General features: G+C 67.9%; 19 protein-coding genes and 1 pseudogene. 8 read left to right on the top strand and 12 right to left on the bottom strand.

The annotated features are described in order from the left end of the window. Position 1 precedes the first annotated feature (1 nt). From ACLIN4_RS00375 to ACLIN4_RS00360, 4 genes and pseudogenes are all read right to left on the bottom strand, one after another. Positions 2-664 (bottom strand): DUF7019 family protein, encoded by a 663-nt coding sequence (locus ACLIN4_RS00375; protein WP_411575339.1) that lies wholly within the window; start codon positions 662-664, stop codon positions 2-4. Between the two features lie 536 nt (positions 665-1,200). Beyond that, positions 1,201-1,473, bottom strand: a complete 273-nt coding sequence (locus tag ACLIN4_RS00370) for a YybH family protein (RefSeq protein WP_289909241.1) — start codon at positions 1,471-1,473, stop codon at positions 1,201-1,203. 219 nt (positions 1,474-1,692) lie between these two features. Then, a pseudogene (gene wrbA / locus ACLIN4_RS00365) lies at positions 1,693-2,279 on the bottom strand (NAD(P)H:quinone oxidoreductase); the annotation flags it as partial. Positions 2,280-2,411: 132 nt separating this feature from the next. Further along, positions 2,412-2,567 (bottom strand): DUF6131 family protein, encoded by a 156-nt coding sequence (locus ACLIN4_RS00360; protein ID WP_078855194.1) that lies wholly within the window; start codon positions 2,565-2,567, stop codon positions 2,412-2,414. Between the two features lie 767 nt (positions 2,568-3,334). On the opposite strand from ACLIN4_RS00360, the gene ACLIN4_RS00355 reads away from it, so the two are divergent. Further along, positions 3,335-5,020 (top strand): ribonuclease J, encoded by a 1,686-nt coding sequence (locus tag ACLIN4_RS00355; protein WP_411575338.1) that lies wholly within the window; start codon positions 3,335-3,337, stop codon positions 5,018-5,020. Between the two features lie 210 nt (positions 5,021-5,230). Here the strand turns inward: ACLIN4_RS00355 and ACLIN4_RS00350 are convergent, their stop codons facing one another. Both ACLIN4_RS00350 and ACLIN4_RS00345 read right to left on the bottom strand, forming a co-directional pair. Beyond that, positions 5,231-6,349: a fatty acid desaturase family protein gene (locus ACLIN4_RS00350; protein WP_289909240.1), complete on the bottom strand. Its 1,119-nt coding sequence runs from the start codon at positions 6,347-6,349 to the stop codon at positions 5,231-5,233. 7 nt (positions 6,350-6,356) lie between these two features. After that, positions 6,357-7,415 carry a ferredoxin reductase gene (locus ACLIN4_RS00345; protein WP_411575337.1) on the bottom strand — a complete coding sequence of 353 codons (1,059 nt, stop codon included), beginning with the start codon at positions 7,413-7,415 and terminating at the stop codon, positions 6,357-6,359. A gap of 87 nt (positions 7,416-7,502) precedes the next feature. Between ACLIN4_RS00345 and ACLIN4_RS00340 the strand changes: the two genes are divergently transcribed. Continuing rightward, on the top strand, positions 7,503-8,642 hold the full coding sequence (locus ACLIN4_RS00340) for a PucR family transcriptional regulator (protein ID WP_411575336.1): 1,140 nt from the start codon (positions 7,503-7,505) through the stop codon (positions 8,640-8,642). Between the two features lie 910 nt (positions 8,643-9,552). Here ACLIN4_RS00340 and ACLIN4_RS00335 read toward each other — a convergent pair. Then, on the bottom strand, positions 9,553-10,695 hold the full coding sequence (locus tag ACLIN4_RS00335) for an FAD-dependent monooxygenase (RefSeq protein ID WP_100048429.1): 1,143 nt from the start codon (positions 10,693-10,695) through the stop codon (positions 9,553-9,555). 172 nt (positions 10,696-10,867) lie between these two features. On the opposite strand from ACLIN4_RS00335, the gene ACLIN4_RS00330 reads away from it, so the two are divergent. Continuing rightward, the gene (locus ACLIN4_RS00330; protein ID WP_100048428.1) at positions 10,868-11,203 is read left to right on the top strand and encodes an ArsR/SmtB family transcription factor; all 336 of its coding nucleotides are present in this window, start codon (positions 10,868-10,870) and stop codon (positions 11,201-11,203) included. 623 nt (positions 11,204-11,826) lie between these two features. Here ACLIN4_RS00330 and ACLIN4_RS00325 read toward each other — a convergent pair. The 5 genes from ACLIN4_RS00325 to ACLIN4_RS00305 form a co-directional block, all read right to left on the bottom strand. Beyond that, positions 11,827-11,940, bottom strand: a complete 114-nt coding sequence (locus tag ACLIN4_RS00325) for a hypothetical protein (protein ID WP_411576713.1) — start codon at positions 11,938-11,940, stop codon at positions 11,827-11,829. A gap of 110 nt (positions 11,941-12,050) precedes the next feature. Next, entirely contained in the window at positions 12,051-12,554 is a 504-nt protein-coding gene (locus ACLIN4_RS00320) for a DoxX family protein (protein WP_307653489.1), read from the bottom strand. 128 nt (positions 12,555-12,682) lie between these two features. After that, positions 12,683-13,339 carry a lytic polysaccharide monooxygenase gene (locus ACLIN4_RS00315; RefSeq protein ID WP_411575335.1) on the bottom strand — a complete coding sequence of 219 codons (657 nt, stop codon included), beginning with the start codon at positions 13,337-13,339 and terminating at the stop codon, positions 12,683-12,685. An 80-nt stretch (positions 13,340-13,419) separates the two neighbouring features. Further along, positions 13,420-13,866, bottom strand: a complete 447-nt coding sequence (locus tag ACLIN4_RS00310; protein ID WP_411575334.1) for a DoxX family protein — start codon at positions 13,864-13,866, stop codon at positions 13,420-13,422. Positions 13,867-13,972: 106 nt separating this feature from the next. Then, complete coding sequence (locus ACLIN4_RS00305; RefSeq protein ID WP_411575333.1) at positions 13,973-16,309, bottom strand: family 49 glycosyl hydrolase; 2,337 nt, start codon at positions 16,307-16,309, stop codon at positions 13,973-13,975. Between the two features lie 858 nt (positions 16,310-17,167). Here ACLIN4_RS00305 and ACLIN4_RS00300 point away from each other — a divergent pair. The 5 genes from ACLIN4_RS00300 to ACLIN4_RS00280 all read left to right on the top strand — a co-directional run bounded on the left by ACLIN4_RS00300 (position 17,168) and on the right by ACLIN4_RS00280 (position 23,464). Beyond that, positions 17,168-18,352, top strand: coding sequence for an ROK family transcriptional regulator (locus ACLIN4_RS00300; RefSeq protein WP_411575332.1), 1,185 nt, complete (start codon positions 17,168-17,170; stop codon positions 18,350-18,352). Between the two features lie 83 nt (positions 18,353-18,435). Beyond that, positions 18,436-20,175 carry an alpha-glucosidase gene (locus ACLIN4_RS00295; protein WP_382053923.1) on the top strand — a complete coding sequence of 580 codons (1,740 nt, stop codon included), beginning with the start codon at positions 18,436-18,438 and terminating at the stop codon, positions 20,173-20,175. 43 nt (positions 20,176-20,218) lie between these two features. Beyond that, positions 20,219-21,535, top strand: coding sequence for an ABC transporter substrate-binding protein (locus tag ACLIN4_RS00290; RefSeq protein ID WP_411575331.1), 1,317 nt, complete (start codon positions 20,219-20,221; stop codon positions 21,533-21,535). Positions 21,536-21,644: 109 nt separating this feature from the next. Next, positions 21,645-22,538, top strand: coding sequence for a carbohydrate ABC transporter permease (locus ACLIN4_RS00285; protein WP_309053431.1), 894 nt, complete (start codon positions 21,645-21,647; stop codon positions 22,536-22,538). A gap of 2 nt (positions 22,539-22,540) precedes the next feature. Continuing rightward, positions 22,541-23,464: a carbohydrate ABC transporter permease gene (locus ACLIN4_RS00280; RefSeq protein WP_411575330.1), complete on the top strand. Its 924-nt coding sequence runs from the start codon at positions 22,541-22,543 to the stop codon at positions 23,462-23,464. The last annotated feature ends 54 nt before the right edge of the window (positions 23,465-23,518 follow it).

Here is a 23,518-nt window from a genome sequence, read left to right as displayed (position 1 = left end):
GTCAGTCCACCACGGCGGCGTACAGAGGTGTTCCGAGCAGCACCGACGTGCCGGTACCGTCCGGGCTTTCGCCGTGCAGCAGCCGCTTCGCCACGAACTCGACGTTCTGCGCCGGCCAGCGCAATCGCGCGACGGCCCGCTCAACACGGCCCAGCGCCGCGCGATCGACGCGGTCGAGGTCGCCGTCCACCGCGTCGGCGACGTACTCGTCCTCCAGATCGGAGGTGATCCCGAGGCCGTCGAGCATGGAGGACATCATCGACCGCCCCACGCCGTGGGCCTCTGCATCCGGTACGTAGTCGAACACGTGCCGGTTCGAGCCGCCCAGGGCGACGACGGTGTCCTCGGTGCGCCCGCCGAAGAACACCAGGGAGGACGCGGGGTCGTCGCGGAACGAGCCCCAGCGCATCCGCAGCGAACCCCAGAAGTACTGGCCCGGTGCGTCCACCGTGCCGAGGTCACCGTGGTCGCGGAGGTACCGGACGACTGCCTCGAGACGCGTGATCCGGTCGTTCGGCGGGCCGTCGGTGGTGCGCTTCGCCGACAGCACGGAGAGGTTCACGCCTATCTCCGTCTGTCGCTTGGCCCCGAACCCGGGGTCGATCTGCGGCAACAGCATGTCGACCTTGCTGTCGGAGATGTACACGTAGTAGCTCAACGACACTGCCGGATCCTCCCGAGCCTCGACCCTCCCAGCCTATCGATCACGGCCGTCGTGAGCCATGGAATGCGCGGTCGAAGGGAGTCGAGCGAAGCGTCGACGGCGCTCCACATCACCCGGGCGGTTGCGGCGCGGCGGGGTCCGGATTCAAGACCGCAACCGCGTCGAGCGCGGCTCGCGTGGCGGTGGGCCACCGAAGTTCGACCAGACCGATCACAAGCAGCGGCACGTGGTCGAGTGCGGGATCAACCGGCTCAAGCACTACCGGGCCGTGGCCACCCGGTACGTCGAACTCGCCGTCCGCTACGGAGCGACGGTGCTGGTCGCAGCCATCGACGCATGGTCGTGAAGGGACCACACCCTCGGTTCACCTCGACACGCTGACCGTCGCCTGGTGGACGACTGGCTCCACGAGCGGCAGCAGAAGTGGCCGGCCTCGCGCTGCCCCGGCTCTGCTGAGCCGCGCTGCGCTGCCCAGCCGTCACCAGACCACGTCCTAACCGGCTTCGCCTGGCCGGGTGCGCGAAGACCGAACGGGGTCAGGCGAGCTGGTCCTTGTCGGCCGGGAGCCAGACCGTCATGGTCGCCGGGTCGATGGGGATCGAGACATGCTCGTGCGTGATCGACCACGCTCCGTACGTCCGCCGGAGGCAGACGCTCTCCCGTACCCATACCGAGGCCTGGAGGCCGCCCTTCCGCTCTCCCGAGTCACGGTGGAGCATGTGCGCGAAGGCGGTGTCCCCGCTGGCCACGAGGGTGAGGTCGTGCGTCTCCAGACTGATGGGGCCGACGTATCCGTCGAACCACCGCACGAAGTTGCGGCGGATCTCGTCGGTGCCGGTGAACCTCAGCGGGGGGCGACGTCGTAGTAGACGGCGTCGGCGGCGTAGAAGGACATGGGTCGGTCGATGTCCTTGGTCTGCTGAGCGTCGGCGCGGCTCGCGAAGAGGGCCCGGAGCTCCGACTCGTGGGTGGTGGTCATCGAGTACTCCTTCGGTGGTGTCGTGCTGGAGGGGAGGAGGGAGGGCGGACTCAGACGGCGCTCCGGCCTTGAGCGCGGCGTGGCCTCGACCACCCGGCGAGCCTGGTGGCGAGCGGCCGCCAGGCTCACCTCGCCGGGCTCCGCGTCGCCGACCACCGCCGAGGTGCCGTAGGGATTGCCCGACGTGAGCTGGACCGGGTCGGTGTAACCGGGCGGCACGATGACGCCGTCCCAGTGGTAGAAGGTGTTGCCGAGCGCCAGAAGGGTCGGTTCCTGCCCTCCGTGGGCGCTGTTGGAAGCAGTGAAGGACGAGTACACCTTGTCCGTGAGCTTGCCCGCGAACCACAGGGGCCCGGTCGTGTCGATGAACTGCCTCAACTGGGCCGCGGGGTTGCCGAATCGGGTCGGGGTACCGAAGAGCACCGCGTCGGCCCACTCCAAATCGCCGTGTCCTGCCTCGGTGACCTCGGCGGTGTCCCGGTGATGCCGGGCCCAGGCCGGATGGGCGTCGATCACCTCGGCCGGGGCGGTCTCGGCCACCTTGCGGAGCCGGACGTGCGCCCCGGCCTTCCGCGCGCCCTCGACGACGGCTCGCGCCAGGGCGTGCACCTCTTGACGAGAAGCGAAGGTCCACAGGGAACGGGACGCAGCCGTGCCGGCGCAGGTAACCGCAGCGTGGATGATCTTCGGGGCAACGCTCACGCAGGGCCCATCGCGACGGGTTGCGCGATGGGCCCCACGTCCATGTGCAGGTATGGAGTCAGCAGGTCAGAAGTAGTGCTTTCGTCCGCCGACGGCTCGACCAGTGGCGCCGAGGAGCCACAGGACGGCGCCGACGACGAGGAGGATGCCGCCGATGGTGGTCAGGATCGGAATGCCGACCAGTATGCCGATGAGAAGCAGAATGACGCCGAGTATGAGCATGTCGGTTGCCACCTTCGTTTTCTTCTTCGGCCGGTCTCTCCGCTCGCCACTGCGAAGGCGCACGGGGGCGTCCAGGAGAGGCGTCCGAGGACCGGCTTGCCCTGATGGGCGTCTACCTGTCGCGGTCACTGTGCGACGACGTCCTCGTGCCCGGCTCTGCGACGTCTATGCAGTCGGAGACCTCTCGGGCGCCGGCAGCGCACGATTCTCGTCCTGGGCGAAGTCGGTCACCAGCCCTTCATCCGCACAGAGGCCGACCTGGGCGGTGTCGCTGTCGGCCGGTACCGTGCGATGCAGGATGGGGGAGGGGTGGGCTGGTGCGTCCAGTGCTGTCGCTGGATGAGGAGGGGCCGGTGCATCCTGCCGCGAAGCCACATCGACGGCCGGAGGGTTATCAGGCGCACCGGCTCGTGACGCCTCGCTCGGAGGCTGCCGAACGGCGTCGGCTGGCTGAATAGGGGTTGCCGAGCGAGCCTGACTTGGGGTCCTCTCTGTCCAAGACGGATTCCACCAGGCCCGGGCCGGAGCCCGCCGGCGCCCCGGGTTACGCATCGGCGGCCTGCCGGGCCCAGTGAGGCACATGCTTGCCGTGTCGAAGTCTGTACCGTTCCGCGCGGCTTGCGCTCACCTTGGCTGGACCCGCCTTCACCCCTCCCTGTCCGGCCGTCGGCGTCATCGGATCGTCCCGGACACCCATTGTGGTGCCCCGACCCTGTCGGGAGGAGTTAATGGATCATCCTGTCCCGCTCTCCGGGTACCGTCAGGGTATGAGTCATCCACACCCCGAACTGAAAGCCGCCCCTCCCCTTCCCGAAGGAGGGCTGCGGGTCATCGCCCTGGGCGGCCTGGGTGAGATCGGCCGCAACATGACCGTCTTCGAGCACGCGGGCAAGCTGCTCGTCGTCGACTGCGGGGTGCTGTTCCCCGAGGAGACCCAACCCGGCGTGGACGTGATCCTGCCGGACTTCACCTCGATCCGGGACCGGCTGGACGACATCGTGGCGGTGGTCCTCACCCACGGTCATGAGGACCACATCGGCGGCGTGCCGTACCTGCTGCGCGAGCGGAGGGACATCCCGGTCGTCGGCTCCAAGCTGACGCTGGCGTTCCTGGAGGCCAAGCTCAAGGAGCATGGCATCCGGCCGCGCTCGGTGCGGGTGCGGGAGGGTGACCGGCGGGGCTTCGGGCCTTTCGACTGCGAGTTCGTGGCGGTCAACCACTCCATCCCGGACAGCCTCGCGGTCGCGATCCGCACCCGGGCCGGGATGGTGCTGCACACCGGCGATTTCAAGATGGACCAGTTCCCTCTCGACGACCGCATCACCGATCTACGTGCCTTCGCCCGCCTCGGCGAGGAGGGCGTGGACCTGTTCCTCACCGACTCCACCAACGCCGAAGTACCCGGCTTCACCACCTCCGAGCGGGAGTTGAACCCGGCGATCGAGCAGGTGATGCGCACCGCGCCGCGCCGGGTCATCGTCTCCAGTTTCGCCAGCCATGTGCACCGGATCCAGCAGGTCTTGGACGCCGCCCACCAGCACGGCCGCAAGGTCGCCTTCGTCGGCCGGTCGATGGTCCGCAACATGGGCATCGCCCGGGACCTGGGCTATCTGAAGGTCCCCTCCGGTCTGGTCGTGAGCACGAAGGAGCTGGAGAAGCTCCCGGATCACAAGATCGCTCTGGTGTGCACCGGCTCCCAGGGCGAACCGATGGCCGCGCTGTCACGGATGGCCAACCGGGACCACATGATCCGCATCGGCAAGGACGACACCGTCCTGCTCGCCAGCTCCCTCATCCCCGGCAACGAGAACGCCATCTACCGGGTGATCAACGGACTCACCCGGTGGGGTGCCCACGTGGTCCACAAGGGCAACGCCAAGGTGCACGTCTCCGGGCACGCCAGCGCCGGCGAACTCGTCTACTGCTACAATATCGTCAAGCCCCGCAATGTCATGCCCGTGCACGGTGAATGGCGCCACCTGCGGGCCAACGGCGACCTCGCCATCCGCACCGGTGTGGATCCCGACCGGGTGGTCATCGCCGAGGACGGCGTCGTCGTCGACCTGGTCGACGGGCGGGCGTCCGTCACCGGCAAGGTTCCCGCAGGCAACGTCTACGTGGACGGCATGGAGGTCGGCGGTGCCACCGAGGCGTCCCTCAAGGACCGTCTCACCCTCGCCGCCGAAGGCGTGGTCACGGTGGTGGCGATCGTCGACGCGGACACCGGCGCCCTCGCCGAGGCCCCCGACTTCCTGGCCCGGGGCTTCGTCCACGACGACGCCACCTTCGAGCCGGTCATCCCCGTCATCGAGAAGACGCTGGCCACCGCTGCCGAGGAAGGCGTCGGGGACGCGGGCCAGCTCGAACAGCTCGTGGCCCGCGCCGTGGCGAACTGGGCGTTCCGCACCCATCGCCGCAAGCCCCTCATCATCCCCGTCATCATCGACGCCTGAGCAACATCCGGGCAGGCGTCCGGGGGCGGACGCCTAGGTGCACGCGGTGAGACCCGGCGACGAGTCGGTCCGGATGTCCAGCCTCATCACCGGCCCACCGGGTCGGCCCGGGCGGCCCGGTGACGATCGCTGCGCCGGGCACCCCGCAGCACCTCCAGCAGATGACCTGCCGCCCGAGCGGCAGCATGACGGCCCCAGGCATCAGAACGATCAGGCGGCGACGAGCACCTGCTCGCGGTCCGGCGTTCCGGCCTCGGGCTTCTTGTTCGGCAGCGAGAGCCGGAAGACCTTGCGCCACGCGGAGAACACCTGCTTGGGCAGTGGCCCTGTGACGTACTCCAGCTCGTACTTCTCGAACAGGGCGCGCACCTTCACCGCGACCTCGGCGTACCGGTTGCTCGGCAGGTCGGGGAACAGGTGGTGCTCGATCTGGTGCGACAGGTTGCCGGTCATGAAGTGCATGGCCCTGCTGCCGCTGATGTTCGCCGAGCCCATCATCTGGCGCAGGTACCACTGGCCGCGCGTCTCGTCCTTGATCGACCGGCGCTCGAAGACCTGTACGCCCTCCGGGAAGTGTCCGCACATGATCACCGAGTGGGACCAGATGTTGCGGACCAGGTTCGCGGTGAACGTGGCGGCGAGCGTGGGGAGGAACGACGGGCCCGACAGCAGCGGGTGGATCACGTAGTCCTTGAGTACCTGCTTGCGGATCTTGCGGCCCACGGCTTTGGCCCGCGCGCGGAACTCCGGGTCCTTGCGGCGGCGCTTGCTCAGGTTCTTGCCGAGCTCCAGGTCGTACGCTGCGATGCCGTACTCGAAGAAGCAGGCGTTGATGAAGTTCCACAGCGGCTGGCCCAGGTGGAACGGGTGCCACTTCTGGTCCTCGTCGACGCGCATGATGCCGTAGCCGAGGTCGTTGTCCTTGCCGATCACGTTGGTGTACGTGTGGTGCAGCTCGTTGTGCGAGTGCTTCCACTGGTCGGCCGGCGAGACGTGGTCCCACTCCCAGGTGGTGGAGTGGATCTTCGGGTCCCGCATCCAGTCCCACTGGCCGTGCAGGATGTTGTGGCCGATCTCCATGTTGTCCATGATCTTCGCCACGGACAGACCGGCGGTGCCGACCAGCCACGCGGGCGGGAACATCGAGAACAGCAGCACGCCCCTGCTGACCAGCTCCAGCTTGCGCTGGGCGGCGATGACCTTACGGATGTAGGCGGCGTCCTTCTCGCCTCGGCCGGCAATCACCTCGTCGCGGATCGCGTCCAGCTCGCGGCCGAGGTCCTCGATCTGCTCCGCAGTGAGGTGGGCGGTGGGGTCGATAGCGGTCAAGATGCTCCTACCGTTCGATGTCGCAGGGGCCCGCGGCGGCGGACACACAGGTCTGGATGAGGACGCCCGGCTCGGCCTCGGTGATCTCGCCGGTGCGTAGGTCGCGGACAGCGCCCGCCTTGAGCGGCGTGACGCAGCCGAAGCAGATGCCCATGCGGCACCCGGAGGGCATGAGCACGCCCGCCTCTTCGCCGACGTCCAGCAACGGCGTGGCGCCGTCCGCGTCGACGGTCTTGCCGGTGGCGCTGAACGTGACCTCGCCGCCGCCATCACCGGCGACGACGATGCTGGGGCGGAACCGCTCGGTGTGCAGACGGTCCTGGAGTCCGTGTGTGCTCCAGTGCTCTTCGGCGGCGTCGAGCAGGCCCGCGGGCCCGCAGGCCCAGGTCTCGCGCTCGGCCCAGTCGGGCACGAGTTCGTCGAGACGGGTGATGTCGAGCATGCCGTGCCTGGCGGTGTGCACCTCGGTGAGCCGCAGCTTCTCGTCCGCGACCAGGTCGTGCAGTTCGTTGCGGAAGATCACGTCTTGTGGCTGTGGCGCGCAGTGGACCATGACGACGTCGTCGAACTCGGTGTCGCGCAGCATGCCCATCACGGGTGTGATGCCGCTGCCGGCCGTCAGGTAGAGCACCTTGGTGGGCTTGGCCTGCGGCAGCACGAAGTCACCGGTCGCCTGGTCGAGCTCGATCAGCGTGCCCGGTTTCGCCCTGCGGACCAGGTGGTTGCTGACCTTGCCGTCCGGGACAGCCTTCACGGTGATCGTGACGCGGCCGTCCTGGCGGTTCGTCGGCGAGGTGATGGAGTAGGCACGCCACAGACGCACCCCGTCGACATCGACACCGATCCGCACGTACTGACCGGCTGTATGGCCGCGCCAGCCCCGCCCCGGCCTGATCACGACGGTCGCGGCGTCACCCGTCTCGGGGTGCACGGCCTCGATGCGCCCACGCAGGTCTGCGCCCGCACGCAGTGGGCTGACCAGGTCGAGGTAGTCCGACGGCAGCAGCGGCGTTGTGACCATCTCCAGCAATTTCCACGCCCTGCTGCGGAGGGCTGCACTCGTCATGGCTCCAGCTTGCTGCGCCTCAGGGTGTAAAGTCCTGACCGCAGGACGTGAATCTGGTGGGTGGAATTGTTCGCAGGGAACAAAGACGTGAGCCATGCAATCCGGAGGGCCAGCGAATTGGCCTTGGATGAGACGACGGTCACCGCACTGAGGGCCGCGCTGAAGACCACAGCCGACGAGGTCGTCCAGGCGATCATCGACGAGGTCCCCTCCTACGCCAACGCCCTGTCGGGCCATATGGGCGCCACCATCCGCCGGGCCGTCCGCACCGCCCTGGGGCACTACCTGGACCTCGCGAGCGGGAATGTCACAGGCGGGGACGCCGGCGATGCAGCCTACGAGCTGGGCCGCGGCGAGGTGCGCGACGGCCGTTCGATGGACGCCCTGCTCAGCGCCTACCGCGTCGGCGCCCGCGTGGCCTGGCGATGCCTGGCCGCGGGCGCCGTGTCCGCAGGTCTGCCCGCCGCCGAGGTGGCCAAGTTCGCCGAGCTGACCTTCGCCTACATCGACGAGCTCTCCGCCGCGAGCGCTGCGGGCCACGCCGACGAACTGGCCGCCCGGGGCAGGGCCCACGAGCGCCACCTGGAACACCTGGCCCGCGATCTCCTCGCCGGCGCGAGCCCGGACGTGCTGCTGGCCTCTGCTCAACGGGCCGGATGGCAGCCTCCGGATTCGCTGACGGCGGTCCTGCTGCCCGCCGCCCAGGCCCGGCCTGCCTACCGCGCGCTCGACCCGAGCACCCTCGTCCTCGACGATCTGCCGGACGCCACCGGTGTGCTGCTCGTCCCCGATGCCGACCGACCACATCTCTTGCGGCAGCTGGCCGGCCACACGGCCGTGGTCGGCCCGACCCGGCCATGGACCCGCGCGTCCGCTTCGTACGGACGAGCCGTACGCGCCCGCTCCCTCTCCTCTGATATCCGCGATACCGAGGACCACCTGCCCGAGCTGGTGCTGACCGCCGATGTGGACGCGTTCGCAGACCTGCGTGCCCGAGCCCTCGCACCGCTCAGGACCTTGCCTGTCACGACCGCACGGCGGCTGGAGGAGACGTTGCGGGCGTGGCTGCTGCACCAGGGCAGGCGGGACGAGGTGGCGGCAGCGTTGTTCGTCCATCCCCAGACCGTCCGGTACCGGATGTCGCAGCTGCGGGAGCTGTTTCCGGATCTCGCATCGCCACAACGGGTCCTTGAACTGACGCTGGCGGTCGGTCTTCGGGCCAGTTGACGCGTACTTCGACCGTCCACGAACTCCTGACGGGTCCCGGCATCGTGCTCGGTGTCTACCTGGACGTCCTACATCGAACTGGCCAGCGCCTCGGCGCGTGGAACCGGTACACGCGGGCCATGGAACGAGACGCCGGTGCCGGTGACGCCGACCGAGTTGCTCGGGCAGGGCGGCGTCACCGTTCACGCCGTGCAGGCCAACGGCCTTCTTACGGCGTGCGATGAGGACGAGCTGGCCCTGCTGTATGTCTCGGGGCACGGCGCACGCTCCGTTGCCGTCCGCCTCCCTGTCGCAGATGCTGACGTAGCCGCTGGTGGTGGCCGTGTCGACGTCATCGCCCTGCCAGAGCGTCTGCGAGGCGGCGTAGGCCGACATGGTGGAGGGTACGGCAAGCGTGACGGCTGCTGCGGTCACACCCGAAGAACTCAGCAGGATGCGGCGCTTCTCCGGGTTCCGGTCGTGCTGTATGTGCTCACAGATTGTCCGGTGCGGGAAAATGGGCAGGGAATCGTCAGGGAGACTCGAAGTCCTTGGGCTTCCACATATTTCCCCTCAGGGTTCGCACCACATCGTGTCGGCGGTCCTGGGCACCGGGCACCTGCAACCTTCCAGTGCCTGCCTCAGGTCTTGCCCGAAGGGTGCCGCAGTGGTCGGTGACGTGGCCAGGTTGGCCATGGCTCCGCCAATGATCCGCCGGACAGTGAGCCTTCTCCAGCCTCAGGTTGAGGCGTGACGAAGGGCGGGGATGGTCTCCACGATGGAGGCGACTCGGTTGGTGCTACAGCGGAGTTTCCACGCGATGCGCCAGCCCTTCAGGGCGGCCATGGCTTGCTCGCATGGCGGCGCCGACCCGGTTGGGGGCTGCAGGGGAGCTGCGCACCGGCCGGTGAGCGGTCGGTGCGGGCTCGGTCTACCGGTTCGCGGCTTCGCGAGAGGCGGTCCGGTTCGTGCGACGGACCGCGCGGCCCACCGCGTTGCGCACCGCGAGGCCCGGCCCGGTGCGGGGCACCATGAGCCTGGAGAGCAGACCGACGCGTCGCTGCCGCGGGCCTACCTCGCGGCGGAGCCGCGACTCGTAGGTGGCGAAGGCGCGGGCGTGGTCACCGGGATGGGCGGCGAGCTCTTCTGCGAGGGCGTACGCGCCCGTCATCGCCATGCTGGAGCCGTCACCCAGCAGGGCTGTCGCCGCCGCCGCGTCCCCGAGCAGTACGACCCGTCCGCGTGACCACGAGGGCACCCGGACGGTGGTCAGGGGGTCGAAGAACGGAGCCGGGTGGTCGAGGAAGGCTGCCACGAGTTCCGGTGCCCGCCACCGCACATCGGCGTAGGCGTCGGCCACGGTCTGCTTGTGAAGGGCGATGTTCTTGCGGTCGTGGGGCGCCGGCTGTGCGGCCCGGAAGGTGAAGATCGCGAGCGGGGTGGTCCGCGAGGGGTGGAGGACCAGCATCCGGTTCGGCACGGTCAGCATCATCATTTCGGTCGGGTCCTCGATGGCCTCGGGTTCCAGCGGGACGGTCGCGCCGTACAGGCCCATGTCGCTCGCGAACTGCCGCTCGGGGCCGAATACCAGGCGCCTTACGGCGGAGTGCACCCCGTCGGCACCGACTACCAAATCGAAGCGCCGTGGCGCGGACCGCCGGAAGGTGACGTCCACCCCGCCTTCATCCTGGTCGAGAGCGGTGACCGTGTCGTCGAACACGAACTCGGTCTCGGTCTGCGCCGACCGGTGGAGCACCTCGGACAGGTCGGCTCGGGTCACTTCGACCGTCGGCGCCTTGTCCGAGGTGAGCGGGAGTTGCAGGATTCGCCTGCCGCTGGGGTCGAGCAGGGTCAGCGACCGATTGCGGGTGGCGAGCTCGCGGAGCTGCGGGAGGATGCCCATACGCTCGGCGACCGGGATCGCGGGCCCCTTCACGACGATCGCGCTACCACCGGAACGCAGCTGCCGGGCGTGTTCGACGACTGTCGGCCGGTATCCGTTCCGGGAGAGCCAGTACGCGAGTGCGGGCCCTGCGATTCCGGCACCGACTATCAGCACCTCGGGCTTCTTCATGACGATGACCTCTCGGAGTGTCGATGACCAGGTCCCCGGCGAGTGCCGGGGAGGGTCTGAGGGAACGGCGGCACGGGGCGGTGCAGCCGACCAAGGTACGATCAATTTCGTACCTAATCAGAGAAGCATGCCCTTCAGGTACGATGCAAGTCATACCTGAAGGAGGTGCGGCGTGGCCGGAAGGAACCTGGTTGGCCCGGAGGCCGATGCGCTCGACCTGGGTGCGGTGTTTCGCGCCCTCGCCGACGAGCACCGTCGTTCGGTGATGACGGAGTTGGCTGCAGACCGTAACGACAGCGAGCGGGGCTGCAACTCGTTCAATCTTCCGATCTCGAAGCAGACCCAGACCCACCACTTCCGAGTCCTGCGCGAGGCAGGTCTCATTGACGAGATCGACTACGGCAACCGCAAGGGCATCCGACTGCGACGCGCGGACATCGACAAGAGATTCCCCGGGCTGCTCACGCTGCTTGGCTCAGAGTCCCCGGGCGGTACTGCTCCTCGCTGAGCACACCGGAGGGAGTCCGAGTCGGCCCTGAGTCGCGGGCTCGACCGGATCCAGCTCGCCGCCGGATTGTCGGGAAGCCGCCCACAGCCCGCCCCGGCGGCGGTCCCGCCGCAGCACACCCAGCAGGACCCTCGACGGCAGATGGGGAGCTTCACGGGAGGAGCTCAGTTTGGGCTGCAGACGATGTTCACGGGATGCGGAACTTGAGTGGGCTCCACCGAGTGGATTCCACTCCGGCGCGGTGGTCGCCACCGTGGTGCGCTCCGCGATGGTGCGCCACCGCGCCCGGTGCGCCGGCCGCAGGCGATCCCTTGTCCGGGTCTGCTGCCGCGATGCTTCCCCCTTGTCAACGCCGGTTTCGGCTCGCGGTCAGGCTGCGGTCAAGGAGGTGTGTGACAGAGGAGCCCGTCCGGCCGTGGTGCGCTCCGACACGGTGCGGTGATACCGGGGGATCGCACCGCGGGCGCCCGGTGGTGTGACTGCGCACATGCACAGCAAGCTGCCCCAGAGCTCCAGATGAAGCCCCTTCGTGAGTCAGCATGGTGCGGTGCCTGTTCATCTTGGTTGTCGGTCGGCAATGAGCTGAGGGCTTCTTGGCCAGGCGAAAGGCGATGGACCCCGGCTTACGTGATAGCCGGGACGAGGGTGCGGTGGAATTCTCGCAGCGTCGCCACGCCGTCGCGGACATAGTGAATGACCAGCGTGGCGAGCACGATCTTGAAAGCGGTATCAGCCAGTCGAGGCGGTCGTCGAGATCAAGAGTGCTTCCTACGGGTGGATCCTGGAGGGTGGTGCGGACCCGCAGGATCGGGCGGGTTGTCCAGCGGCTGGGTAGGGGGCGTGAGCGTCAGCCAGAGAGCTCGTCAGCTGCGACGGCCAGGCAGGCGGCTATCAGAACCAGATTCTTCAGAACGTACTGGCCCTCGAGGGTGGGCACCCCGTGGTGCCACATCTGGCCGGGCAGCAGCGCGAGGGTGACGAAGACACCGGTCATGTGCCCGAAGAACAGCATCAAGGCGGGCCGGACCAGCAGGCCGGTGACCAGAGCGAGTCCGATCAAGGTTTCCGCGGCGCCCAGCAGCGGCATGGACACGGTCGTGGGCAGCTGGCCGCCGGTGAGCTTCGTCATGGCGGCGGCCGCGATCTCCTCGGCCGGGCTTCCGGCAGGGAAGAGCTTGAGCACACCGAACCAGCAGTAGAGGACACCGACGCTGATGCGCAGAACCGCGGTGCTGCGCGCCCGGTAGTACTCGGCCGCGCGCTGTGTGGCTGTCCTTCGGGCCGATGGGGTGCGCACGGCGGGAAGGAGCCGGTCGCGCAGCAGGCGGCGAGGGTGGCTGGTCTGGAGCATGGGTCCTCCGTGAGGCGACCGGTCCGGCCTCGGCAACCGACCGGTGAGAGGGAGGGGGGAGGCCCCGCGAGGTGTGCGCCTCGCGGGGCCGGTATGCCGTGGTGTGGTTCAGCTGTGTCCCGCTGGTGTCACTTGAAGTTGACGTCGCTGCACAGGAAGTACTTCTGGTCCATGTGGGACGCCTTCCAGACGGTCACCACGACGTGCCGTCCGCTGTAGCCGGAGGTGCTGACGTCGGTGACGTAGTGCGCCTGGTAGGGGTAGCGGCCGGTCTTTTTCACCAGTTCGAGGTCGTCCCACCCGATGAGCTCGTACTCGGGGTTGAAGCCCTGCTTGGTGACGTAGACCTCGAGCCAGTCGGCGCCGTGCCGGGCCTCGTCGTAGAGGTCGACCGTGAAGTTGGAGCCGATGTCGGTCATCTTCCACGGGCCGGGGCGGTCGAGCGGCCGGTAGTTCGTCTCGCCCTGGCCGCCGGCGCTGCAGATCTGGCCGTCGGGGATGACCTGCTTGTAGTTGTCGCCGGTGTTGTTGGCGTAGACGGCCTTCCACGCGCCGATGGCGTTGGCGTTCTCGTGGTAGGTGCGGTAGCACATGGGGTCCTGGGCCTCGTTGGGCTCGGTGTAGCCCCAGCGCTGCAGGCAGCCGTAGTTGCGGGTCTCGGGGGTGATGACCGTGCCGTGTGCTGCGGCGGTCTGCGCTTGGGCGAGCATGCTGAGCAGGCTGGTGGCCAGGACGGCGGCGCCCAGTGCGGTGCGGCCGGCCGCGGTTGCGGGTACGCGGTTCATGGTGCTCTTCCTCCGTGTCCTTCGGGAATCACAGGCCGGACCCGTGATTTACGTGCTCATGACAGGCTGTTGTGTGGGGGTCAGATGCTGTGCGTGTTGCTTATCTCCCCTCGCGGGTGCTGCTTGCGGTGGGTGGAGTGGGTGAGCAGCCCGGTCGCGGACCATCGGCCGGGGCCGAGGACGGCGATGAGCAGGAAGGCCCAGCAGAACAGGGCTGCCTGCTCGCCGCCGTTCTCCAGCGGGAACAGTCCGTCGCTCTGGTGGTGGACGAAGTATGCGTAGGCCATGGAGCCGGAGCACACGGTGGCGGCGGCCCGGGTGCCCAGGCCGAGCAGGACGAGGGCGCCGCCGACCAGCTGGATCACCGCCGCCCACCATCCGGGCCACTGGCCGGTGCTGGGGGGCTGCCCGTGCGGTCCGCCGAGTACGTCGAAGAGCGTTGCTGCCCCGTGGCAGGCGAACAGCAGTCCGAGCACGATCCGGAACAGGCCGAGCACCGGTCCCTGGTACCTGGTGGGTGTCTCCACGGTGATGCCCTTTCTGATCGGCGAGCGCTCTTTAGAGAGGAGCGGGGTGCGGGGGGCGGGTGGCCGCCGGCAGCGATGGGTCGCAGGCGGCGGCCACCGGGGTGGGTCAGGAGGTGAGGGTCCACTTCTGGCTGGCCCAGGTGCCGCAGTCCCACAGGTGCAGGCGGGCGCCGTCGGCGGTGCTCTGGCCTTCGATGTCGAGGCAGCGTCCGGACTTGACGTTCTTCAGGGTGCCGTTGGACTGGAAGGCCCACTTCTGGCTGTCCCAGCTGCCGCAGTCCCACAGGTGCGCCTTGGTGCCGTTGGCGGTGGCGCCGCCTTCGACGTCCAGGCACTTGCCGCCGGACTTCAGCTGCTGGCCGTCGAGCGCCCAGCTCATCGAGGGCACGTTGACGCAGGCCCACTGCTGGACGGTGGTGCCGTTGGCGGTGGATCCGCCGGCGCGGTCGATGCACTTGTTCGTCGCACCGTTGACGATCTTGCCGCCGGTGACCGGGTCGGGGTCGGGGTTGTTGCCGCCGGGGCCCCAGGCGTTCCAGTTGTCCCAGGTCTCGGCGTCGAAGCCGATCCGGCCGAGCTGGTCGGCTGCCCAGTTGGTGCCGGACTTCTGGATGACGGTGCCGCCGACGGTGTAGTTCTCCAGCTTCAGGCCGCGGCTGTCGCGCGTTTCGTTGCCGAGGGTCACCTTCTGCCCGGCGCTGTTGGAGTACCGCTTGAGGAGGCTGACCTGGGATGAGGGGTCGAGCTGGTTCCACGCGCCGATCTTGAGGTTCTTGACGTGGATGTTCTCGGTGCTGGACAGGGCGAAGACGCGGATGGCGCAGTTGGTCATGCCTTCGACGGTGATGTTCTCGAAGGTCATGTTCTTCACCCATGCGCCCGGGTCGGCCGTGGTGGTCGAGCCGGTGTTCTCCCAGTGGGAGGAGGAGTTGAGGATGCAGGTGTTGTACTTGACGTCTTTCCAGTACATCCGGTTGTGGATGACGTGGGTGTTGTTCACCCGGACGTTGTCGATGTTGCGGGGGGTCCAGCCCCACTGGATGACGGGGCCGTTCTCGTTCTTCCAGATGACGGTGTTATCGATGCTGACGTCGCTGTGGTACATCTTCAGCACGTCGTCGTTGGCGTTGAAGAACGTGTTCTTCATGGTGCTGCCGCGATAGAGCTCGATGCCGTCGGTCTGCCAGTACCAGGACCCGACCTGCTTGTAGTTGTCGACCCGCATGCTGAAGGTCTGCTCGTCGCCGTAGACGACGAAGGAGTGGTAGGGCGGCTCGTTGATGGTCACGCCCTGCAGGTCCAGGTGCTGCTGGCGGCCCTGCGCCGACTCGAACTGAAGCATCTTCACGCAGCTGGAGTGGCAGTTGGACGCGCCGGAGAGGTGGTCGTAGTTGTTGTTGGTGTCCGCCTCGTAGACGTACTGCTCACCGGAGAGGACGCCCTGGCCGGTCACCTTGTACAGGCCCTGGCTGTCGTCGGGGAACCGGATGGCGCCCTTCACGTACGCGCCGGGGGCCAGGTAGACCCACTTGACCTGCTTGGGCAGCAGCGCGTGGTACTTGGAGGTCATGTAGTAGGTGCCGGGCCGGAAGTACACGATCTCCTCGCTGATCGTGTTGAGGTCGGTGACCTGCCCCTGCTGCGGGTAGTGGATGCTGCCGGAGGCCACAGTGGGAACCAGCCGGTCCTTCTCCGCGCCGGCCGGGGCCGGTTCGGCGAAGATCATCATGGAGTTGCGGGGCTCGGTGTGGATGGCCCGGTTGCCGCCGCCGCCCTGGGTGGTCAGCTTGCCGGCGTCGGTCGCGGGGCCGGACATGTCGTTGTAAGCCGTGTACAGCTGCGGGTCGAACTCGACGGAGAACCGGTAGCCGGCCGAGCTGTAGGGGACCTTGACGCGCACTGTCTTGCTGTCGACCAGCTCCTTGGCGAAGTTCAGACTGCTCGGCTTGATCTTGACCTGGTCGGCGGAGGAGATCGTCTGACCGGTGCGCAGGGACACGTCGACCCACACGTCGGTCGTGTACTGGAAGGACGACCAGCTCATGGTGAGGTTCGCGGACGAGGAGAACTCGGCCCCGTCCTCCTTGGTGTAGCCGATCTTGCCCTTGCCGCTGCGCGGGATGCTCATGTACGCGAACGAGTCGTACTTGGCCGTCGGGGCCGCCGCGGTGGCGACCTTCACGTCGTAGAACGACGACCTGCGGACCTTGTCGTTGGCCACCGGGCTGGTGGTGTTGAACTCGTAGTTGTCGTGCCACCAGGTCTTCAGGGCGGTGCTGTCCGCGGGTGTCGGCTCTGCAGCCGATGCGGCCCTGGCGTCAGGGGCGGACCGGCTCGGGGGTGCTCCGGCCACGGCCGTGCTGACGGGCACGATGACCGAGGCCAGTGCCAGCGCCAGACCGACGGCGATCGCCGCCAGTCGTCTCAGTGCTGCTGCGGGCATGCTGATTGTCCTTCTCCTTGGCATGAGGGGGACCACCGACGGCTGTGCACCGCGGCCTGTTCGGGCGGCTCGGCCAGCGCGCAGGCCGGCGAGACCGCACGCATCAGGGGGGAAGCGCGGCCGAGGCGGCCACCGGCGGGTTCCTACAGGTGTGCTTGGGGGCGGGAAACTGGGTGTCCCCGGCCGGGTCGGGGCTACGTACACATGGCTGGCCGGATGCCCGACGGATTGGCCGGCCACGGCCGCGTCGCGGACCGGTGACCGGACCAGTGCAGGAGTCCTCCCTTCGGCAGGCAAGTTCGGGGTGGCGCGTACGTCCGGGTTCATCCGAGGGGGCCAAGACACTCCGGTTCTCCGCCCTGCCCGGGCCGGTGGACGCAGCACACACTCCGCTGAGCGCGCCAACGGCGCAGACAACGGACCCCTGGGGTGCCGCCCAGGAGCCGGCTCTCGAGCCAGCGCCGTGCGGTCGCCAGATAACGTCCCGTCATTTCTTCCCCGTGTCAACGAAATGAACAAGATTCGCAGCCGCTCACCCCTCCCCGTGGCCGAACCGAGGCCCCAGACCGGGACTTCTTGCACAGGAAGCAGGCACCCGAGGCGCGATCACGGTTACGTAACACGCTGTTTTCTTTCTTGACGCACGAAAACTGGGGGGACAGACTCCCGTCATGTCCAGCCGGCCCGGGCACCGGGCCGACGCCCGGAGCAAGGCGGGAGGGGAACACGATGATCTTCCTGACTCTGGTTGTGCCACGGTTTCGGCGTCATGGACGACGGCACGCACCGCATCGGGTTCGATGGAGGCCGACCGGACAGACCAGCCCTTGACCGACTACACCTTTGGAGGCGCGCGTGATGAGCCCGTCCAAGATCCGCTTTTCGGAGCTTGTCGGTGAGCAGACCCGGGCGGAGATCTTCGCGACCGTCCTCACCTCGGGCCCCATCTCGCGCACCCAGCTCGCCCAGCGCCTCGGTCTCGTCCCCTCGAGCGTGACCCGGATGCTTCCCCCGCTCCTGGAGCACGACTACCTGCGCGAATCGGACGCCGCTCCCCAAGGACGGGGCCGGCCGCAGAAGATGCTCCACGTCAATCCGGACAAGCACATCGTCGTCGGCACGAAGATCGGTCCCGCGCAGGTCTCCGGAGTGGTCACCGACATGGCGGCCAACGTCCTGGCCCGCGCCGAGCAACCGATCGCCGACTGCACACCCGAGACCGCCCTGTCCGCCGCTGCAGCCCTGACCAGCAGGCTCCTCTCCGAGGCGCCCGAAGCGGCGGACAGGGTACTGGGGCTGGGCGTCGGGGTCAGCGGACACGTCGATTCCGACTCCGGCATCTGCCGCTACTCGGCCCTGCTCGACTGGAACAAGGTCGACGTGGCCGGCCCGCTGCGCGAGGCGACCGGTCTCCCGGTCGTCGTGAACAACGACGTCAACACCCTCGTGGTCGCCGAACGCTGGTTCGGGCAGGGCCGTGATGTCGACTCCTTCGCCGTCGTCACCGTCGGCCCCGGCATCGGCTGCGGCCTGCTGCTCGACGGAGCCCTCTTCTCCGGCGCCACCGGCCTGGCCGGAGAACTCGGGCATCTGCCGCTCGACCCCGCGGGCCCGATGTGCAGCTGCGGCCGCCGCGGCTGCCTGGAAGCTCTCGCCGGGGACCGGGCGGTCCTGCGCCACCTGCAGGACGCCGGTATCCCCTGCACCAAGATCTCCGAAGCCATTGACCTCGCCCGATCGCCCGCAGGCGGGTCCGCCCAAGCGGTCGCCCGCTCCGCGTTCGCCGAAGCAGGAGCCGCCCTGGGACGAGGACTGGCCGGCATGTGCAACCTGCTGAACCTGCAAAAGATCATCATCGCCGGAGAAGGAGCGGTCGCCTACGACCTCTTCGGCCCGGCAGCGTCCCAGGCGCTGGAGACGCACGCGTTCTCCACGGCTGCCCGCGACTGCGACATCCACGTCGACCCTGTCCGCCACGACCTGTGGGCCCGAGGCGCCGCCTGCCTCGTCATCCGTGACGCGGTGGGCGCGGCCATCTCCTGACCCACACCGCCGGCCACCACCACGGCCTGCCCAGCCCCTCACTCTTCACTTTAAGTAACCGATCACACACGATGAGGTTTGACGTGCCGGAAAACGTAGTCAGCCCTGCCGACTCCTGGTGGAGCAACGCGGTGGTCTACCAGATCTATCCGCGCTCCTTCGCCGACTCCAACGCGGACGGCATAGGCGACCTGCAGGGCATCATCGAGCGCCTGGACTACCTGTCCGAGCTCGGCGTGGACGTGCTGTGGCTCTCCCCGGTCTACCCCTCGCCGCACGACGACAACGGCTACGACATCAGCGACTACCAGGGCATCGACCCGCTCTTCGGCACGCTCGCCGACTTCGACCGGCTGCTGGCCTCGGTGCACGAGCGCGGCATGAAACTGGTGATGGACCTGGTCGTCAACCACACCAGCGACGAGCACGCCTGGTTCACCGCCTCCCGCGACGGCGGACCAGGCGGAGCGCGGCGCGACTGGTACATCTGGCGCCCGCCGCGTGAGGGCATGGAGCCCGGAACGCCGGGAGCGGAACCGAACAACTGGGAGTCGTGGTTCTCCGGTCCCGCATGGACGTACGACATCGCCAGCGGCGAGTACTACCTGCACACCTTCTCCCGCAAGCAGCCCGACCTGAACTGGGACAACCCCGAAGTCCGCCAGGCCGTGTACGCGATGATGCGCTGGTGGCTGGAGCGCGGGGTCGACGGCTTCCGCATGGACGTCATCAACCTGATCTCCAAGGACCCGGCCCTGCCCGACGGAATCGTCCCCGAAGGCGCCCGCTACGGTCTCGGCCACCCCTACTACGTGTGCGGCCCCCGCATCCACGACTACATCGCCGAGATGCACCGCGAGGTCTTCGACCGCCACCCCCGCCGGCTGCTCACCGTCGGCGAGATGCCCGGCGTCACGGTGGAGGAGGCCAAGCTCTTCACCGACCCCGCCCGCCGCGAACTCGACATGGTCTTCCAGTTCGAGCACGTCGGGCTCGACCAGGGACCCGGCGGCAAGTTCGACGTCCGGCCCCTGAAACTGACCGACCTCAAGGCCAGCCTCGGCCGCTGGCAGACCGGCCTGGGCGACACCGGCTGGAACAGCCTGTACTGGAACAACCACGACCAGCCCCGGGTGGTCTCCCGCTTCGGCGACGACACCCCCGCCTACCGGGACCGCTCCGCCAAGCTGCTGGCCACCGTCCTGCACCTGCACCGAGGCACACCCTTCGTCTACCAGGGCGAGGAACTGGGCATGGCCAACGCCCCGTTCACCTCCATCGACGACCTGCGGGACATCGAGTCCCTCAACCACTACCGCGAGCAGACCGCGCACGGAACCGATTCCGACGCCGTCATGCAGGGGCTGCGGCACCGCAGCCGGGACAACGCCCGCACCCCCATGCAGTGGGACGCCACCGAACACGCCGGCTTCACCGCCGGCACGCCGTGGATCGCCGTCAATCCCGATCACACGGACGTCAACGCCAAGGCCCAGCTCGCCGACCCGCAATCGGTCTTCCACTACTACCGGCGCCTGATCGGCCTACGGCACACCGAGCCCGCCCTCACCCACGGCGACTTCCACATGCTCCACCCCGACCACGAACAGCTCTACGCCTTCACCCGCCACGACGCGGACCGGGGCACCGAACTGCTCGTCCTGGCCAACTTCAGCGGCACCGACCTCACCGTCGACCTGCCCGACGGCTGGGAGCACAGCGAAACCCTCATCGCCAACGTTCCCGCCACCAACCCGCTCACGCAGCCGCACACTCTGCAGCCGTGGGAAGCACGCGTCCACCGCCGCCGCACCACCAGCTGACACCACCCGCCCTTGCCGCAACGACGCACACCAAGGAACAGCCATGAACATCCCACGCACCCGCTCCACCCTTCGCAGAAAGCCGCTCCTCCTCGCGGTCACCGCCCTGGCCCTGCTGGCCCCGCTGACCGCCTGCGGCGGCTCCGACGCCGCCGAGGCCGACGGCAAGACCCTTCGCCTGTGGCACTACGAGCAGGAGGACGGAGCCCTGAGCAAGGCATGGGACGCGGCCATCGCCGAATTCAAGAAGACCCACCCTGACGTCAAGGTCGTCTTCGAGCGCAAGACGTTCGAGCAGATCCAGCAGAACGCCGGCATGATCCTCAACTCCGACAAGGCGCCCGACGTCATGGAGTACAACAAGGGCAACGCCACCACCGGACAGCTCGCCAAGCAGGGCCTGCTCACCGACCTCACCCCTCTCGTGAAGGAACACGGCTGGGACAGGAAGATCAGCGAAAGCGCCTCCGTCACCGCCCGCTACAACGACAAGGGCGAGATGGGTGGCGAGAAGTGGTACGGCATACCCAACTACGGTGAGTTCGTCCTCACTTATTACAACGACGACCTGTTCAAGAAGCACGGTGTCGACAAGCCCACCGACTTCGCGAGCTTCGAGGCCGCGCTGGCGAAGTTCAAGGCCGCGGGCGTCACCCCGCTCGCCAACGCCGGCAACGACCACCCCGCCAGCCACTGGCTCTACCTGCTCGCCCTGTCCAAGGCGAACAACACCTGGGTCGACAACTACCAGCGCTACCTGGGCAAGGTCGACTTCCACGGCCCTGAGATGGCCTACGCCGTGGACAAGTACCAGGAGTGGCTCGACAAGGGCTACTTCGACAAGAAGGACGTCGGTCTCAAGGGCAGCGACATGGTGGAGCAGTTCGTCTCGCAGAAGCGGCCCATCATGGTCGGCGGCAACTGGTGGTTCGGCAGCCTGACCACCGACATCAAGAACTTCCAGTGGTCCACCGCCGCCTACCCGGGCAGCGGGAGGACCCTCGGGTCCGGCGGCAACAACTGGGTCATCCCCACCAAGGCCAAGAACAAGAAGCTCGCCGAGGACTTCATCGCCATCACGATGTCCGACAAGATCCAGAAGCTGATCGGTGAGGAAGGCAACGTCCCGCTCGCCGCCAAGCCGGCCGACATCACCAACCCCAAGTCCCGCCAGCTGACCGAAGCCTTCGCGCAGACCCAGGAGAACGACGGCCTGGCCTTCTACCCCGACTGGCCCGTCGCCGGCTACTACGACACCTGGGTCGCCGCCACGCAGAACCTCATGAACGGCGGCAAGGCCGACTCCGTCCTCGACGAGCTCGCGGCCCCCTACGACAAGTACGTCGCGACCAGGCCCTGACGTTCCCGCCCCGGCCGGCACCTCGTCGCGCCGCCGGCCGGTAACCACGCGTTCCGGGGACGGCTGCCGGGCCCGCCGCCGCAGCCGTCCCGCCCAACCAGGAGCAACAGTGAAAACCAAACGTCACCCGCGGTCCACGGGCTATGCCGTCTTCCTCGCGCCGGGCCTGCTGCTGAGTCTGCTCTTCCTCGTCGTCCCGCTGGTGATGACCTTCTACTACAGCCTGACGGCGTGGCAGGGCATCGGCGACCCCACCTTCACCGGCCTGGACAACTACACACGCCTCTTCCAGGACGCCGACTTCTGGGCCTCCTTCCGCAACATCGCCTTCGTCATCATCGGCATCGCCGTCGTCCCCACCCTGCTCGGCCTGTTCCTGGCCGCGCTGCTGTTCGACTACATCGGCAAGAAGCACGGCGACGGCATCGTCGGCATCTTCCGCTCCGGCCTCTACCTGCCCCAGGTCATCCCCGTCGCCGTCACCGGCCTGATGTGGGGATGGATCCTCGCCCCCGAAGGCGCCGTCAACAGCGTCCTGGACACCGTCGGCCTCGGCTCCCTCGCCGAGAACTGGCTAGGAGACCCCGACCTCGCCCTCTGGGTCGTTCTCGGCGTCCTCGTGTGGATGCAGCTCGGCTACCCGCTCGTCCTGTTCATGTCCGGCCTGCAGCGCATCGACCCTGAACTCTACGAGGCCGCCTCGCTCGACGGCGCCTCCTGGTGGCAGCGCTTCACCCGCATCACCGTGCCCATCCTGAGGCCCGAGGTGTACGTCGTCCTGGTCACCACCACCATCGCCGGCCTGAAGGTCTTCGCCCAGATCTTCGTCCTCACCGGCGGCGGCCCCGGCAACTCCACCCTCGTCCCCGCCTACTTCGCCTACCAGAACTTCTTCGAACGCGCCGACGTCGGCTACGGCTCCGCGATCTCCAGCACGATCACCCTGCTCGTGCTGATCATCGCCGGAACAATGCTCACCCGCCAGGCTCGCGAGGACGGATGACCATGACCACCGACACCACAGCCCCCGTCACGTCCCGGCCCAAGAAGACAGACATCCCCGGCCCTGCCGCCCCCACGGGTTGGCGCAGGAACAACGCACCCCGCAAGCGCAGTGCGGGCTCCTACGCTGTCCTTGCCGCGGTCACCGTCTTCGTCCTGGCCTTCCTCGCCCCGTTCGCGATCATCCTGCTCAACTCCTTCAAGACCAGCGCCGACTACCGGACCAACGGGTCACTGTCCTGGCCCGAGCACTGGAACTGGGACATCATCGGCGACGTCTGGGAACGCGTCGACTTCACCCAGAAGCTCGTCAATAGCATCCAGATCAGCCTCGGCGTCGTCCTCATCGCCGTCGTCCTCGCCCTCTTCAACGCCTACGCCATCGGCATCGGCCGCGTCCGCTGGCGCACCGCCTTCCTCGTCTTCTTCCTCGGCGTCAACGTCCTGCCACAGGAAGGTCTGGTCTACCCCATCTACTACCTGTTCAAGGAGATGGGCCTGTACGACGGAAAGCTCGGCTACACCATCCTCGTCGGCATCACCTACAGCGCCTTCGGCACCTACCTGCTCTCCTCCGTCTTCAGCAGCTTCCCCCGAGAGCTCATCGAGGCCGCCTCACTCGACGGCGCCGGCCGCTGGACCATCCTGTGGCGCATCATCCTGCCCATGAGCTGGCCGACCCTGTCGGTGATGTGCGTGTTCTTCTTCGTCTGGAGCTGGAACGAGTTCCTCTACCCTCTCGTCCTGCTGATCTCCAACGACAACCAGACCGTCCCCCTCGGCCTGTCCGTCATGCAGGGCCAGTACACCAGTGACCCCACCGCCATGAGCGCCGCCGCTCTCCTCGGCGTCATCCCCATGGTCGTCTTCTTCCTCATCTTCCAGCGCTCCCTCACCCGCGGCGTCACCGCCGGCGCTGTCAAATAGGCCCTTCGGGCCCCCACACCACCCCGGATCCGGCTCGCACCTGCCCCGCTGCCG

The sequence above is a fragment of the Streptomyces mutabilis genome (genome assembly GCF_046628145.1).
GTDB classification, from domain to species: Bacteria; Actinomycetota; Actinomycetes; order Streptomycetales; family Streptomycetaceae; genus Streptomyces; species Streptomyces mutabilis.
This window is presented reverse-complemented; position numbering and strand designations above follow the sequence as displayed.

Bases quoted from the DNA above. Each gene is read 5' to 3' on its own strand.
- ACLIN4_RS00300 (WP_411575332.1), top strand. From the start codon at position 17,168: ATGAGCCCGTCCAAGATCCGCTTTTCGGAGCTTGTCGGTGAGCAGACC.
- ACLIN4_RS00305 (WP_411575333.1), bottom strand. From the start codon at position 16,309: ATGCCCGCAGCAGCACTGAGACGACTGGCGGCGATCGCCGTCGGTCTG.
- ACLIN4_RS00360 (WP_078855194.1), bottom strand. From the start codon at position 2,567: ATGCTCATACTCGGCGTCATTCTGCTTCTCATCGGCATACTGGTCGGC.
- ACLIN4_RS00355 (WP_411575338.1), top strand. From the start codon at position 3,335: ATGAGTCATCCACACCCCGAACTGAAAGCCGCCCCTCCCCTTCCCGAA.
- ACLIN4_RS00280 (WP_411575330.1), top strand. From the start codon at position 22,541: ATGACCACCGACACCACAGCCCCCGTCACGTCCCGGCCCAAGAAGACA.
- ACLIN4_RS00335 (WP_100048429.1), bottom strand. From the start codon at position 10,695: ATGAAGAAGCCCGAGGTGCTGATAGTCGGTGCCGGAATCGCAGGGCCC.
- ACLIN4_RS00345 (WP_411575337.1), bottom strand. From the start codon at position 7,415: ATGACGAGTGCAGCCCTCCGCAGCAGGGCGTGGAAATTGCTGGAGATG.
- ACLIN4_RS00315 (WP_411575335.1), bottom strand. From the start codon at position 13,339: ATGAACCGCGTACCCGCAACCGCGGCCGGCCGCACCGCACTGGGCGCC.
- ACLIN4_RS00320 (WP_307653489.1), bottom strand. From the start codon at position 12,554: ATGCTCCAGACCAGCCACCCTCGCCGCCTGCTGCGCGACCGGCTCCTT.
- ACLIN4_RS00290 (WP_411575331.1), top strand. From the start codon at position 20,219: ATGAACATCCCACGCACCCGCTCCACCCTTCGCAGAAAGCCGCTCCTC.